Origin of the sequence: Kitasatospora sp. NPDC057738, from assembly GCF_042798815.1 — a bacterium.
GTDB lineage: Bacteria > Actinomycetota > Actinomycetes > Streptomycetales > Streptomycetaceae > Kitasatospora > Kitasatospora lactacystinica.
Genome location: NZ_JBHVJT010000133.1, coordinates 1 through 13,804, shown reverse-complemented (window position 1 = coordinate 13,804; position 13,804 = coordinate 1). Strand labels below are relative to the sequence as shown.

Sequence of the window (13,804 nt, the reverse complement as noted above, 5' to 3'; positions counted from 1 at the left end):
CGCCGGCCGTGCCCGCCGCCCAGCCGACCGCCGCGCCGGCGGCCCCGACGGCCCCCGCCGCCCCGGCCCCGACCGGCTCGGGCGCCCCCGCCGCCCCGGCCCAGGACAAGAACGCGGCGCCCGCCGACGCCCGGCTGACGGTGCCCAAGCCCGGAACCCCGGCCACCGGCCCGGCCGCCAACGGCGACGCCGCGCCCGGCACCGGGGCGGTCGCCACCGGCGCCCTCGCCCCCGGCTTCACCGTCACCCAGACCACGGTGGTCACCGAGCAGCGCGGCCTCGGCCTGTCCGGCCTCACCTGCGCCCCGGCCGGGACCGGCTTCTGGTTCGCCGGGGCCAGCACCGCCGGCGACCGGGTCGACTACGTCAGCCTGGTCAACACCGAGTCCTCCGCCGCGGTGGTGGACATCAAGCTGTACGGCGACAAGGGCCTGATCGACAACGACTCGGCCAACGGGATCACCGTCGCGCCCGGCAGCTCCCAGGCCGTCCTGCTGTCGACCATCAGCAAGGGCGCGGTCGCCGACCTCGCGGTGCACGTGGTGGTGCGCTCGGGACGGGTCGGCGCCGCGCTGCACGCCGCCGACGGCGGCAAGGGCGCGGACTGGATCCCGGCCTCGGCCGACCCGGCCCCCGTCCAGGTGCTGCCCGGCCTGCCCGCCGACACCGCCTCCGCCCGCCTGGTGGTCTGGGCGCCGCCGGAGGACGACGCCGACCTGAAGATCCAGCTGTCCGGCAAGAACGGCTGGTTCAGCCCGGCCGGCAACGAGTCGATCCACGTCAAGGCGGGCATGGTGGCCGCCGTCGACCTCGGCAAGGTCACCCGCGACGAGGTCGCCGGGCTGCGGCTGTCGCCCAGCGACGACAAGCACCGCACCCCGATCGTGGCCGGACTGCGGATCGACCGGGCGGCGGCCAACGGCAAGACCGACGCGGCCTGGCTCACCGGCAGCAACCCGGTCGGAGCCCGCGCCACCGTCGCCGACAACCGGGCCGGCGCCTCCACGCTCTACCTGACCTCCAGCGGCGAGGCCGCCACCGTCCGGGTCACCGCCTCGGCCGGCAGCGGCGGCGGCACCCCGGCCACCAAGGAGGTCCAGGTCCCGGCCGGCGGCACGGTCGCCCTCCCGGCGCCCGAGCCCGCCGGGCTGAACGGCGTCTTCGCGCTCACCGCGGAGACCGTCTCCGGCGGCCCGGTGGTGGCCGCCCGGATGCTCTCCCTGCCGGCCAAGGACGTGCCGATGTTCACCGTCCAGGCGCTGCGCGACGACCGCAGCACCGTCAAGGTCCCGCAGGCCGGCCAGGATCCGGGCGTCGTCCTGCGCTGAGCAGCCGACGGGGCGGCACCCTTGGTGCCGCCCCGGGGGGATCAGTCCTCGTCGTAGCGCGGGTCGATGGCGTCCGGGGACAGCCCCAGCAGCTCGGCGACCTGCTCGATCAGGATCTCGTGCACCAGCGCCGCGCGGTCCTCGCGGGTCTTCGCCCGGATCTCCACCGGCCGCCGGTACACCACGATCTGGCTCTTGTGCCCCTGCTTGCCCGGCGACACCCGCCCCAGCGGCACGCCGTCCTCGGCGTCGGCGCCGTCCGGCTCGTGCAGCGGCACCTCCTGGACGGCGAACTCCACCTCGATCAACTGCGGCCAACGCCGTTCGAGGCGCTCCACCGACTCGCGCACGTAGTCGTCGAACAGTTCGGAGCGGGTGAGCGAGATCGGCACCTGGGGCGGCGCCAGCGGGCCGCGCAGGCCCCGCCCGTGCCGGTCGCGGTGCCGGGGGCGGCGCGCCGGGCCTGTCGATGACTGCGGTGCGGAGCTGTCCATATCACTGCCGAGGGTAGTCCTTGGACGGTCGGAAGTGGACCACTCCGGCGGGGAATCGCACGGGGCGTTGGATACGCGGCCCCGGCGCCCGCGGTGCGACACGGCACCCCTTCCGGGCAGGCGGTCTTCGCTCCCCGGCGAGGAGTGCGGTACCGTCCACCCTCGTGAGCTCTGTACGTCGTTGTTCGCGGACCGCGTGCGGCCGGCCGGCCGTCGCGACGCTGACGTACGTCTACGCGGACTCCACCGCCGTCCTCGGCCCGCTCGCCACCTACGCCGAGCCGCACTGCTACGACCTGTGCGCCGAGCACGCCGAGCGCCTCACCGCCCCGCGCGGCTGGGAGGTCGTCCGGCTCGCCGCCGAGGCCGGGCCGCTGCGCCGCAGCAGCGACGACCTGGAGGCGCTGGCCAACGCCGTGCGCGAGGCCGCCCGCCCGCAGAACCCCCGTCAGGGCCGCGGCCCCGAGGGCGAGTCCACCGAGGGCGGCCGCCGCGGCCACCTCCGGGTCCTGCGCTCGCCCGACAACTGAGGCCCGGGGTCCGCCGGGCGGATCGTGCCTGATCGGGACCAACCCGGCACGGGGTGTTCGTCCGGCCCGGGTACGCTGCCCGTCTACCGTCACCGCGCCCGTCGATCCGACGCGCGGTGGCCCAGACGTTCCGTGATCAGTCCTAAGACCAGGGTGGAGCCGCAGTGCGCGACCTCAAGCAGCTCGTGAAGGCGTACGACGTCCGGGGCGTCGTCCCGGACCAGTGGGACGAGAGCCTGTCCCGGGCCTTCGGTGCCGCGTTCGTGCAGGTCACCGGCGCGTCCGCGATCGTGGTCGGGCACGACATGCGGCCCTCCTCCCCGGCGCTGAGCCTGGCCTTCGCCGAGGGCGCCGCGGCCTACGGCGCCGACGTGGTGCAGATCGGGCTGTGCTCCACCGACCAGCTGTACTACGCCAGCGGCAAGCTGGACCTGCCCGGCGCGATGTTCACCGCCAGCCACAACCCGGCCCAGTACAACGGCATCAAGCTGTGCCGGGCCGGCGCCGCCCCGGTCGGCCAGGACACCGGCCTGACCGAGATCCGCGAGCTGGTCGAGTCCTGGACCGCCGAGGACGACACCGTCACCGTCCCGGCCAAGGACGTGAAGCCGGGCGAGCTGTCCGCCCAGGACACCCTGCGCGGCTACGCCGACCACCTGCTGGGCCTGGTCGACCTCACCGGGATCCGCCGGCTCAAGGTCGCGGTGGACGCCGGCAACGGCATGGGCGGCCACACCGTGCCGACCGTCTTCGACGGCCTGCCGATCGAGCTCGTGCCGATGTACTTCGAGCTGGACGGCACCTTCCCGAACCACGAGGCCAACCCGCTCGACCCGAAGAACCTGGTCGACCTCCAGGCGCGGGTCCGCGAGGTCGGCGCCGACATCGGCCTGGCCTTCGACGGCGACGCCGACCGCTGCTTCGTCGTGGACGAGCGCGGCGAGCCGGTCTCCCCGTCGGCGATCACCGCCCTGGTCGCCGTCCGCGAGATCGCCCGCGCCCGCGCCGCCGGCGAGGCCGAGCCGACGGTCATCCACAACCTGATCACCTCCTGGACCGTCCCCGAGGTGGTCCGCGAGCTCGGCGCCAAGCCGGTGCGCACCCGGGTCGGCCACTCCTTCATCAAGCAGGAGATGGCCGAGACCGACGCCGTCTTCGGCGGCGAGCACTCCGCGCACTACTACTTCCGCGACTTCTGGCGCGCCGACACCGGCATGCTGGCCGCCCTGCACGTGCTGGCCGCGCTCGGCGGCCAGCCGGGCACGCTGTCCGCGCTCACCGCCGAGTACGACCGCTACGCGGCCTCCGGCGAGATCAACAGCACCGTGGCCGACCAGGCCGCCAGCACGGCCGCCGTCCGCGCCGCCTTCGCCGGCGCCGAGGGCACCACGGTGGACGAGCTGGACGGCCTGACCGTGGCCGGCCCGGACTGGTGGTTCAACCTGCGCGCCTCCAACACCGAGCCGCTGCTGCGCCTGAACGTCGAGGCCAAGGACCCGGCGAAGATGGCCGAGCTGCGCGACGGCGTGCTCGCCGTCGTCCGCGGCTGAGCCTGATCACGGGCCCCGGGGGCCCGGGGAGGGGTGAGGGGGGGGGGGTTCAGCTTTGACCGGTGGGGGAAGAGGGGAACGGACCTGGTCCGCCTGGTGGGGGGGGTCGCGTGGGGGTGGGGCCACCTCCGTGCCACCCCCGAACTTTGGAGAGCCCCATGAAGCTCGAATCCTTCCTGCTGGAGATCCTGGTCTGCCCGCAGTGCCGGGCCGCGCTCGCCGAGGGCGGCACCGAGGAGCAGCCCGAGCTGGTCTGCACCGGCGCGGACTGCGGCCTCGCGTACCCGGTCCGCGAGGGCATTCCGGTCCTCCTGGTGGACGAGGCCCGCCGCCCGGCCTGATGCTGGGGGCGTTGCCCGGGGCGAAAGCCCCACCCCGACCGCCCGGCGCGCAGCGGAGCGCGCGCCCAGAGGACCGCAGCCGGAGGTTCGCCGCATGCTCGACGACACCCTGCTCGACGATCCGGCCGCCCTTCGGCGCGCCGACCACGACCGCGCCCTGCTGGCCCTGGCCGGCGCGGGCGCACGGGTCCGCACCGCGCTGCGCCGGGCCGAGGCGGCCGGGCTCGACCGGCTGCGGCCGGACGGCCGGCCGCGTTCCGTCCTGGTCGCCGGGCACGGCAGCGCGCTGACCGCCGCCGAGATGCTGTCCGCGCTGGCCGGCACGGCCTCCCTGGTCACCCCGCTGCCGCCGACCGAGGCGGCCGCCCCGCGCGCCGACCGGGCCGGCGCCCCGCCCGCCTTCACCGCCGGGCTCGGCTGGCAGCTGCCCGGCTGGGCCGGCCCGCTGGACCTGCTGGTAATCAGTTCCGCCGACGGCGGCGAGCAGGGCCTGGTCGGCCTCGCCGAGCAGGCGTACGCGCGCGGCTGCGCGATCGTCGTCACCGCCCCGGCCGGCAGCGCGCTGGCCGAGGCCGCGCTGCAGGTGCGCGCCCTGCCGCTGCCCTTCGTGGCCTCGGCGTCGTCCGAGGACCTCGCGCCGGTGGCGGCCGCAGAGCCGGACCTGCCGGCCGAGGACCCGGCGGCGCTCTGGTCCCACCTCACCCCGCTGCTGGCGCTGGCCCAGAAGATCGGCCTCACCCAGCTCCCGTACGACGCGCTGCCGGCCGTCGCCGACCTGCTGGACGCCACCGCCGTGCGCTGCCGCCCGGACGCCGCCGCGTACACCAACCCGGCGAAGGGCCTGGCCGCCCGGCTGGCCGGGACGGTCCCGCTGCTGTGGGCCGAGGGCCCGATCGCGGGGGCGGCCGCCACCCGGTTCGCCGCCCAGCTGGCCGACCGGGCCGGGCGCCCGGCGCTGGCCGGGCCGCTGCCGCAGGTGCTCACCGCCCACCGCGGCATGTTCACCGGGCAGTTGGGCGCGGGTGCCGACCCGGACGACTTCTTCCGCGACCGGGTCGAGGAGCCGGACCCGCTGCACCTTCAGGTGCTGCTGCTGCGGCACGCCCCGGGCGCGGCCGGCCCGGCGGCCGAGGACGGGCAGGACGGCCCGGCCGAGGTGCCGGAGGAGGACGCGGGGCCGCGCAGTTTCGGCGTGAGCCGGGCGCACCGGCTGGCCGCTGCGCACGACGTCCGGCTGACCGAGTACGCGAGCGCCCGGCCGGACCCGCTGCACGCGCTGGCCGACCTGGTCGCGCTGACCGACTTCGCCGCCGTCTACCTGGGGCTCGCCGCGCAGTCCTGAGACGGTCGGCCGGGTGGAACCTCCGGGCCGGTACGGTAAGCGCTCGACGAGCTGATCGACCCGTGAGGACTTTCGAGGCATGTGTGAGCGAAGCGAGCTCATCATCAGAGGGCGCGTATTGTGCGAAGCGCCCGCCGAGCGCAGCGAGGCGGTCGCGTGAGTACCGAAGGCGGCACCAAGGCACTGATCGCGGCACTGTCCGCGAACCTGGCGATCGCGGCGGCCAAGTTCACCGCCTTCGGCTTCACCGGTTCCTCCTCGATGCTGGCCGAGGGCGTGCACTCGGTGGCCGACTCCGGCAACCAGGTGCTGCTGCTGATCGGCGGCAAGCGGGCGCGCCGGGAGGCCGACGAGGAGCATCCCTTCGGGTACGGCCGCGAGCGCTACGTGTACGGCTTCCTGGTGGCCGTCGTGCTGTTCAGCGTCGGTGGCCTGTTCGCGATCTACGAGGGCTGGCACAAGATCAGCCACCCGGAGACCCTGGACGCCTGGGGCTGGGCGGTCGGCGTGCTGGTCTTCGCCATAGCGATGGAGGGCTGGTCCTTCCTCACCGCGATGCGGGAGTCCGCCAAGGCCAAGGGCCGGCAGGGCTGGGTGCAGTTCATCCGCACCGCGAAGGCGCCGGAGCTGCCGGTGGTGCTGCTGGAGGACACCGGTGCGCTGATCGGTCTGGTGCTCGCGCTGTTCGGCGTCGGGCTCACCGTGATCACCGGGAACGGCGTCTGGGACGGCGTCGGCACCCTGTGCATCGGCGTCCTGCTGGTGGTGATCGCCGTGGTGCTCGCCATGGAGACCAAGTCGCTGCTGCTCGGCGAGTCGGCGAACAAGGACTCGGTGCACCGGATCCGGGAGGCGCTGGTGGACGGCGAGACGGTCACCGGGGTGATCCACATGCGCACCCTGCACCTCGGCCCGGAGGAGCTGCTGGTCGCCGCCAAGATCGCCGTCAACGCCGAGGACAGTGCCGCCCGGGTGGCGGCGGCGATCGACGCGGCCGAGGAGCGGGTCCGCGCGGTCGTCCCGATCGCCCGGGCGATCTACCTGGAGCCCGACGTGTACAGCGCCGAGAAGGCCGCGGCGGGCGACGACCCGGCCGCCACGCCCGGTGGTCCGGGCCCGGCCGACGCGCACTGAACCCCGCCCCGGCCCCGCGGCCGGGGCCCCTGGGGCCCGGCTGGAGCGCCGCTCGGACCGGGGGCCGAAATCGGTCATCGGCGGACGGCCGGCGGGGCCGTCGGTGTAGATTCGTCACCAGAGCCAGAACGTCGCTGCTGATGGCGGTCGATCGGTGGTCCGCACCCGTAGGGTGTGCGCCGGTCGAGGGAGAGAGGTCCTCCGACGGTTTGTGCTGCGCAACGGGAAGCCGGTCCACCACGGACCCGGCTGTTCCGGCGTGGCCGTGCACCCGTACGGCCTGACGCACGCGACGCACGCCCGGACCTTTGGCCCCACCCCCATCAGCGAGGAGCAGACGCATGTCGACCGACATCACCGGTGACTTCAAGGTCGCCGACCTTTCCCTGGCGCCGTTCGGCCGCAAGGAGATCCAGCTGGCCGAGCACGAGATGCCCGGTCTGATGGCGATCCGCGCCGAGTACGCCGAGTCGCAGCCGCTGGCCGGCGCCCGCATCACCGGCTCGCTGCACATGACCGTGCAGACCGCCGTCCTGATCGAGACCCTGACGGCGCTCGGTGCCGAGGTCCGCTGGTGCTCCTGCAACATCTTCTCCACCCAGGACCACGCGGCCGCGGCCATCGCCGTCGGCCCGGAGGGCACCCCGGAGAACCCGCAGGGCGTGCCGGTCTTCGCCTGGAAGGGCGAGACCCTGGACGAGTACTGGTGGTGCACCGAGCAGGCCCTGACCTGGCCTGACGGCAAGACCCCGAACATGATCCTGGACGACGGCGGCGACGCCACCCTGCTGATCCACAAGGGCGTCGAGTTCGAGAAGGCCGGTGCCGCGCCGGACCCGTCCACCGCGGACAACGACGAGTTCCGGATCATCCTGGAGCTGCTCAACCGCACCCTCAAGGACACCCCGAACAAGTGGACCGAGGTCGCCGCCACGATCAAGGGCGTGACCGAGGAGACCACCACCGGTGTCCACCGCCTGTACGAGATGCACCGTGACGGCAAGCTGCTGTTCCCGGCCATCAACGTCAACGACGCCGTCACCAAGTCGAAGTTCGACAACAAGTACGGCTGCCGCCACTCGCTGATCGACGGCATCAACCGCGCCACCGACGTCCTGATCGGCGGCAAGGTCGCCGTCGTCTGCGGCTACGGCGACGTCGGCAAGGGCTGCGCCGAGTCGCTGCGCGGCCAGGGCGCCCGCGTGATCATCACCGAGATCGACCCGATCTGCGCGCTCCAGGCCGCGATGGACGGCTACCAGGTCACCACCCTGGAGGACGTCGTCTCGATCGCGGACATCTTCATCACCACCACGGGCAACAAGGACATCATCCTTGCCTCGCACATGGAGCAGATGAAGCACCAGGCGATCGTCGGCAACATCGGCCACTTCGACAACGAGATCGACATCGCGGGCCTGGCGAAGCTGCCCGGCATCGTGAAGACCGAGGTCAAGCCGCAGGTCCACGAGTGGCGCTTCGCCGACGGCCACACCATCATCATGCTGTCCGAGGGCCGCCTGCTGAACCTGGGCAACGCGACCGGCCACCCGTCCTTCGTGATGTCCAACTCCTTCGCCAACCAGACGATCGCCCAGATCGAGCTGTTCACGAAGACCGAGCAGTACCCGATCGGCGTCTACGTGCTGCCGAAGCACCTGGACGAGAAGGTCGCCCGCCTGCACCTCGACGCGCTGGGCGTGAAGCTGACCACCCTGACCCAGGACCAGGCCGACTACATCGGCGTCCCGGTCGACGGCCCGTACAAGGCCGAGCAGTACCGCTACTGATCGGTGAACCGTCCGGCGGCCGGCGCCCTCCCCTCGGGGGGCGTACGGCGCCCGACGGGTCTTGGTGCCGTCTCCAGGCTTTTTGGCACCCTCCTCCGCTCAGGTTGGCCCACGGCCACCCCCCTCGGGGGGCGCCGGCCGCCGGCGTCTGCGGGGCCCGTCGGCAGGTTCGTCGGCCGCTTCCGTCAGCGGGGCCGGTCCGCGGGCCCCGTCGCCGTCCAGGAGGCCTCGTCCGCACCGAGCACGGTGAACCGGCTGAGCAGGCCAGCCAGTCCGCCGGCCTGTTGCACCGGCCGGCTCCCCGCGGCCGTCCCGTTGGCGCAGAGCCGGACGCCCTTGTCGACGCGGCACACCGGGGTGCCGCCGTCCGGCCTGCCGTCGACGAACACCCCGAAGGTCTCCGGCTGGACGGTGACGCTCAGCCACTTCCCGTCGACGGTGTACGACAGGATGGCGCTCCACGGGGGCTCGGTGTCCTTCGACGGCCGGTGGACCTCGATGTTCCGCGGCTCGAACTCGGCGGGCACGCCGGTCGGCCGCACCGGGAACGGGACGTCCCGGCCGCCGAACTCGACCCCGGCCGCGACCCTGAGCAGGTCCTCCTTGACCTTCGCCCCGATCCACAGCGTGGCCCTCAGATCGGCCCAGCGACCGGAGGCGGTCATCCAGCGCAGGCCGACCGGGACTCCCGAGGCGTCGGTGACCAGCCACTGGGCCTCCCGGCCGGCGACCGCGGGCGCGGCGACCGTGTGCACCCCGGGGGCGAGGGGCTCGCCGGGGCCGCGCAGCAGTTCGAGCTTCAGGGCGGGGACGGCGTTCTCGACGGCGGTCGTGGTGGCCGCGGTGGTGACGGACCGTCCGTCGCTGTTCGCGTAGCCGACGGCCGGTCGGGCCAGCCACGGCGGCAGCCAGCCGAAGCGGGCCTCGGCGCTCAGCGGGCCGGTGGACGCCGTCGGCGTCGGGACGGCGGTCGGGGACGGCGTGGGCGAGGCCGGGGAGGTCGGCGCGGGGACGGCAGGTGCGGGCGGCCCGCCGGCCGGGCGCAACAGCAGCACGCCGGCCAGCACGGTGGCGGTCGACCCGGCCACCACGCCGATCAGCGCCTGCCGGCGGCGGCGCAGCCGGACCCGCCCGCGGGCGATCACCGCCGAGGTGTCGAGCGCGGCGGGCGGCGCCGGGGTCTCGGTGAGGGCGCCCAGCCGGGCGGTGAGATCACGCTGCTCGTGCGTCCTCATGACGTCCTCTCGGCGGTGGTGGGGCGAGCGGCGAGCGTCGTCCGGAGGGTGGCGAGAGCGCGCGAGGTCTGGCTCTTCACATTGCCCGAGGAGCAGCGCATCGCCTCGGCGGTCTGATCGACCGTGAGGTCGCAGTAGTACCGGAGCACCACGGTGGCCCGTTGCCTGGGCGGCAGCGCGGCCAGCGCCCTGCGCAGGTCGAGCTGGACGTCGAGGTCGGCCGCCACCGAGGCGACGTCCACCGGCGTCGCGGTCCGCGACGTCCGCCGCCACCAGGACGAGCGCTGCTCGGCGAGGAAGGTGTTGACCAGCACCCTGCGGGCGTAGCCGTCCAGGTTCTCGACCCGGCCGGCCCGTGACCAGTTCACGTACAGCTTGGTCGCGCACTCCTGCACCAGGTCGTCGGCCCGGTGCCAGTCCCCGCACAGCAGATAGGCGACCTTGCGCAGCCAGCCGCTCCTGGAGGCCACGTACTCCGTGAACTCCGCGTCGCGCGTCCGCTTCGCCATCCGCACCCCCTCTCGTCGTGGTGGCGACGCACAGCCGCGCCGTCCGCCGCTCTAATGCGGGCACCGGGCGGAAGGTTGCACGCGCGGCGCGCACGTAGGCTTTCCGGCATGCCCAACGGCCGGTACTCGCTCCACGACCCTCATGACCACGTCCCGCTCGGGGAGGAGCGCTTCAGCTGCGCGCCCGGGGCGGCCGGGTGGCGGTACGTCTCCAAGACCTACGCGCCGGACGGCCGGGTGCTCGGCAGCACCGACCTCACGCTGGACTCGCGCGCCCGGCCGCTGCGGATGGAGCTGCGGGCCGGGGGCTGGCAGGTGCGCGGCGGAGCGGTGGACGGGGTGGCCTGGGTCCGCACCGACGCGGCCGACCCCGGCGGCGAGCACGCGGCGGAGGGCCACGACCGGGCGCACGCCTTCACCGGCCGCTCGCCGGGCTTCCTGGTCGCCACTGCCCGGCTGCTGAGGCTGGCGGAGGGGGCGAGCGCGCGGGTGCGGCTGGTGGCCTTCACCGAGCCGGTGCTGGCTCCGCGCACCCTCGACCAGGGGTGGCTGCTGGAGGGCGTCGACACCCACGAGACGGATTCCGGGCCGCTGCTGGTCGAGCGGTACCAGGTGGCGGACCTGGAGACGGGCGAGCAGCAGGTGGTGCACCTGGCGGGGGACGTGGTGCTGGCGGCGGAGGGGATCGAGCTGGAGGAACTGGCGTCGCCGCCGAACGCCTGGCGGGTGGGGACGGAGGAGGAGTAGCGGTCCGGCAGGGCCGTGGCGGCCCGGCCGATCCGATCCGACCCGCCCCGGCTCGACCCGGCTCGGCTCAGGCGGGCGGGGCGAAGCCGGTGTCGGCGGCGGGCTTGTCGAGGGACGGAGCCGCCGGGGCCGGGGGCGATGCCGGGGGTGAAGCAGGGGCGGCGGGCGGTACGGGCACCGGCGGTGCGGCGGGCGCGGTCGGTGCCACCGGTGCGGGCCGCTGCGCCGGCAGGCCGAGGACGCGGACGGGCCGTCCGTCGGCCGTGACCGTCGGAGCCGGCGCTGGGACCGGACCGGAGGCCGGACGGGGAGCGGGCACCTGGGCGGGTCCCCGTCCGGCCGCCCACAGCTGCTCCTGGGCCCGCATCCACTCCCGCCGCTGGCGCTCGGTGAGCACCGCGCCCAGGTACGCCGCCGGGTGCAGCCCCGGCGCGATCGGGTGGCCGATCCGGGCGGACAGGTCCTCGGCGAGCCGGGTGGACATCCGGAGCATCACCGCCGGATCCAACTGGCCGACCCGGCCCAGCAGTTGGCGGATGGCCAGCCAGAGCGGCTCGGGTACGGCGGACAGGTCCATCGCGACCAGCTCGTGGCCCATCGCCTGCAGCAGGTGCGGGTGGACCGGCGGCAGCGGGGAGGCGGTGCCGCCCGCGCCCGGGGTGCGCTCGCGGACGACCACCGTCCCGGCGAAGATGTCGCCCAGCCGCTTGCCGTCCGAGTGCACCACCGAGGTGATCACGGCCGGGGCGCCGGTCAGCACGATCATCTCGAAGAAGCCGACCAGCCCGCGCACCAGCGAGTGCCGGAACCGCACCGGCCCGCCGTCGGTGCGCACCACCCGCAGTCCGAGCGCGGCCTTGCCGAGCGAACGGCCGCGGGTGAGGGTCTCGACCATCACGGGCACGGCCACCAGGAAGAACACCATCAGGCCGATCATCGTGGCGGCCAGCGCCGCGCCGTCGAGCCCGATCAGGGCGAGGCTCAGCAGCAGCGTGAACACCAGCAGGGCCGCGAACTCCACCAGCAGGTCGATCACGATCGCCAGGGCCCTGCTCGGAAGCTTCGCCGTCCGGAGGCCGAGAACGACCGCCTCACCCGTCACCAGGTCGCTCAAGACACCTGTCCGTTCACGTTCTTGGAGCCCGTACGGCTCACCCATGGAGATCCGCTCCTGGGAGTGCGGCAGTGCCGGGGGAGGGAATCACCCCGGATCGGCCCCCCTGACCCGCTCTCCGCAGTCTGATCCGCAGCCGCAAACATACGGGGCCCAGTGGGCGCACGGGAAGTGAGATCCCGGCGGCCGCGGCGGCGGCCGCTGCTGGCATGCTGGGCCGCACGTGTCCGCCCGGACCCGCCGCCCGCCTGGACGCACCCGCCCGCGCACGCACGTCCGCGCCCGCCGCCGATCATGGAGCCGCCGAAATGGACCTGGACGTCTTCGTCGCCACCCACCAGGGGGAGTGGGCCCGGCTGGACGCCCTCGCCCGCCGGCGCCGGCTCGGCGGGGAGGAGGCCGACGAACTGGTCACGCTCTACCAGCGCGCCACCGGACACCTCGCCAAGGTCCAGGCCGCCGCGCCCGACCCGGCCCTGGTGAGCCGGCTGACCGGACTGGTCTCGCGCGCCCGCAGCGCGGTCACCGGCGCCCGGACCAACGGCTGGCAGGACGTCGCCCGCTACTACGCGGTGAGCTTCCCCGCCGCGCTCTACCGCGCGCGCCGCTGGTGGGTGCCGGTGGCGATCGTCTCCATGGTGGCCACCGCACTGCTCGCGTGGTGGATGGCCACCCACCCCGAGGTCCGCAACAGCCTGATCGCCCCCGAGCACCTCGACGAGCTGACCCGCCCCGGCGGCCAGTACGAGGCGTACTACTCGGACCGGCCGGCCAGCTCCTTCGCGGCACAGGTGTGGACGAACAACGCCTGGATCGCCGTGCAGTGCCTGCTGTTCGGGATCGCGCTGGGCGTTCCGGTGCTCTACGTGATGTGGACCAACGTGGTGAACCTCGGCATCGGCGTCGGACTGATGGCCTCCGCCGGGCGGCTCGACGTCTTCCTCGGCCTCCTCATTCCGCACGGCCTGCTGGAGCTGACCGCGGTCTTCGTGGCCGGCGGCCTCGGGCTGCGCCTCGGCTGGACCGTGATCGACCCCGGCCCGCGCACCCGCTCGGTGGCGCTGGCCGAACAGGGCCGCGCGATCATCGGCATGTCGATCGGCCTGGCGACGGTCCTCGCCGTCTCCGGCGTCCTGGAAGCCTTCGTGACCCCGTCCGGCCTGCCGACCTGGGCCCGCATCTCCATCGGCGTGCTGGCCGAGGCGGCCTTCCTCCTCTACGCCCTGGTGCTGGGCCGAAGGGCCGCCGAGGGCGGGGAGTTCGGCGATCTGGAGGCGGCCGACCGGGCGGACCTCCAGCCGGTCGCCGCCTGAGCCGATGTGATCCACAGGCCCCTGACCTGCTAGTCTTCCTCTCGTCCGGCCAAACCATTGACGTGGTGAGGGCGGGCTAGTAGGTTTCAACGGTTGGGACTGACTGGACAACGGTCGGTTCCGGGCGTTAGTGTCTACGACACCGCCGAATCGAGGCGAGTGCATTTCACGAAATGCGCACCCTCCGACGAAGCAAATCCCACGGACTGAGCACTCCGAAAGCCTTGATAGGCTTCGGAACGAAGTTCGCAGGAAATCCCGCCAGCGGGAATCGGATGAATGAAGCCCCGGTAAACGGAGCGGAAAACGTCTGGTAAGCTGGAAACACGAAAGAACGAAGCCCGGAGGGTCCGCTGGAAGGCGGTCCGAAGGAAGCG

The 13,804-nt window shown here is 73.9% G+C and carries 13 protein-coding genes; 9 read left to right on the top strand and 4 right to left on the bottom strand.

Annotation, left to right across the window (positions count from 1 at the left end):
• Positions 1 to 1,328 (top strand): DUF5719 family protein (locus ACFVGO_RS38520; protein WP_380636826.1); only part of this gene is annotated, 1,328 nt, incomplete at its 5' end.
• Positions 1,329 to 1,369: 41 nt separating this feature from the next.
• Here the strand turns inward: ACFVGO_RS38520 and ACFVGO_RS38515 are convergent.
• Positions 1,370 to 1,822, bottom strand: coding sequence for a metallopeptidase family protein (locus tag ACFVGO_RS38515; RefSeq protein WP_359910079.1), 453 nt, complete (start codon positions 1,820 to 1,822; stop codon positions 1,370 to 1,372).
• Between the two features lie 164 nt (positions 1,823 to 1,986).
• Between ACFVGO_RS38515 and ACFVGO_RS38510 the strand changes: the two genes are divergently transcribed.
• From ACFVGO_RS38510 to ahcY, 6 genes are all read left to right on the top strand, one after another.
• Positions 1,987 to 2,352, top strand: a complete 366-nt coding sequence (locus ACFVGO_RS38510; RefSeq protein ID WP_359910076.1) for a DUF3499 domain-containing protein — start codon at positions 1,987 to 1,989, stop codon at positions 2,350 to 2,352.
• A gap of 164 nt (positions 2,353 to 2,516) precedes the next feature.
• Positions 2,517 to 3,902, top strand: coding sequence for a phosphomannomutase/phosphoglucomutase (locus ACFVGO_RS38505; RefSeq protein ID WP_359910073.1), 1,386 nt, complete (start codon positions 2,517 to 2,519; stop codon positions 3,900 to 3,902).
• Between the two features lie 158 nt (positions 3,903 to 4,060).
• Positions 4,061 to 4,243: a Trm112 family protein gene (locus ACFVGO_RS38500; RefSeq protein WP_224284587.1), complete on the top strand. Its 183-nt coding sequence runs from the start codon at positions 4,061 to 4,063 to the stop codon at positions 4,241 to 4,243.
• A 94-nt stretch (positions 4,244 to 4,337) separates the two neighbouring features.
• Complete coding sequence (locus tag ACFVGO_RS38495; protein ID WP_359910069.1) at positions 4,338 to 5,585, top strand: SIS domain-containing protein; 1,248 nt, start codon at positions 4,338 to 4,340, stop codon at positions 5,583 to 5,585.
• Between the two features lie 156 nt (positions 5,586 to 5,741).
• Positions 5,742 to 6,719 carry a cation diffusion facilitator family transporter gene (locus ACFVGO_RS38490; RefSeq protein WP_359910066.1) on the top strand — a complete coding sequence of 326 codons (978 nt, stop codon included), beginning with the start codon at positions 5,742 to 5,744 and terminating at the stop codon, positions 6,717 to 6,719.
• A 341-nt stretch (positions 6,720 to 7,060) separates the two neighbouring features.
• Positions 7,061 to 8,509, top strand: a complete 1,449-nt coding sequence (gene ahcY, locus ACFVGO_RS38485; RefSeq protein ID WP_359910063.1) for an adenosylhomocysteinase — start codon at positions 7,061 to 7,063, stop codon at positions 8,507 to 8,509.
• A 185-nt stretch (positions 8,510 to 8,694) separates the two neighbouring features.
• On the opposite strand, the gene ACFVGO_RS38480 is transcribed toward ahcY, so the two are convergent.
• On the bottom strand, positions 8,695 to 9,744 hold the full coding sequence (locus tag ACFVGO_RS38480) for a hypothetical protein (protein ID WP_380636825.1): 1,050 nt from the start codon (positions 9,742 to 9,744) through the stop codon (positions 8,695 to 8,697).
• Positions 9,741 to 10,253, bottom strand: a complete 513-nt coding sequence (locus ACFVGO_RS38475) for a SigE family RNA polymerase sigma factor (RefSeq protein ID WP_359915512.1) — start codon at positions 10,251 to 10,253, stop codon at positions 9,741 to 9,743. The genes ACFVGO_RS38480 and ACFVGO_RS38475 overlap by 4 nt, the downstream gene beginning before the upstream one ends.
• 108 nt (positions 10,254 to 10,361) lie before the next feature.
• On the opposite strand from ACFVGO_RS38475, the gene ACFVGO_RS38470 reads away from it, so the two are divergent.
• Positions 10,362 to 11,000 carry a hypothetical protein gene (locus ACFVGO_RS38470; protein ID WP_359915514.1) on the top strand — a complete coding sequence of 213 codons (639 nt, stop codon included), beginning with the start codon at positions 10,362 to 10,364 and terminating at the stop codon, positions 10,998 to 11,000.
• Between the two features lie 67 nt (positions 11,001 to 11,067).
• On the opposite strand, the gene ACFVGO_RS38465 is transcribed toward ACFVGO_RS38470, so the two are convergent.
• Positions 11,068 to 12,114 (bottom strand): RDD family protein, encoded by a 1,047-nt coding sequence (locus ACFVGO_RS38465; protein ID WP_380359269.1) that lies wholly within the window; start codon positions 12,112 to 12,114, stop codon positions 11,068 to 11,070.
• Positions 12,115 to 12,422: 308 nt separating this feature from the next.
• Between ACFVGO_RS38465 and ACFVGO_RS38460 the strand changes: the two genes are divergently transcribed.
• The gene (locus tag ACFVGO_RS38460; protein WP_380359272.1) at positions 12,423 to 13,427 is read left to right on the top strand and encodes a stage II sporulation protein M; all 1,005 of its coding nucleotides are present in this window, start codon (positions 12,423 to 12,425) and stop codon (positions 13,425 to 13,427) included.
• Positions 13,428 to 13,804 lie beyond the last annotated feature (377 nt).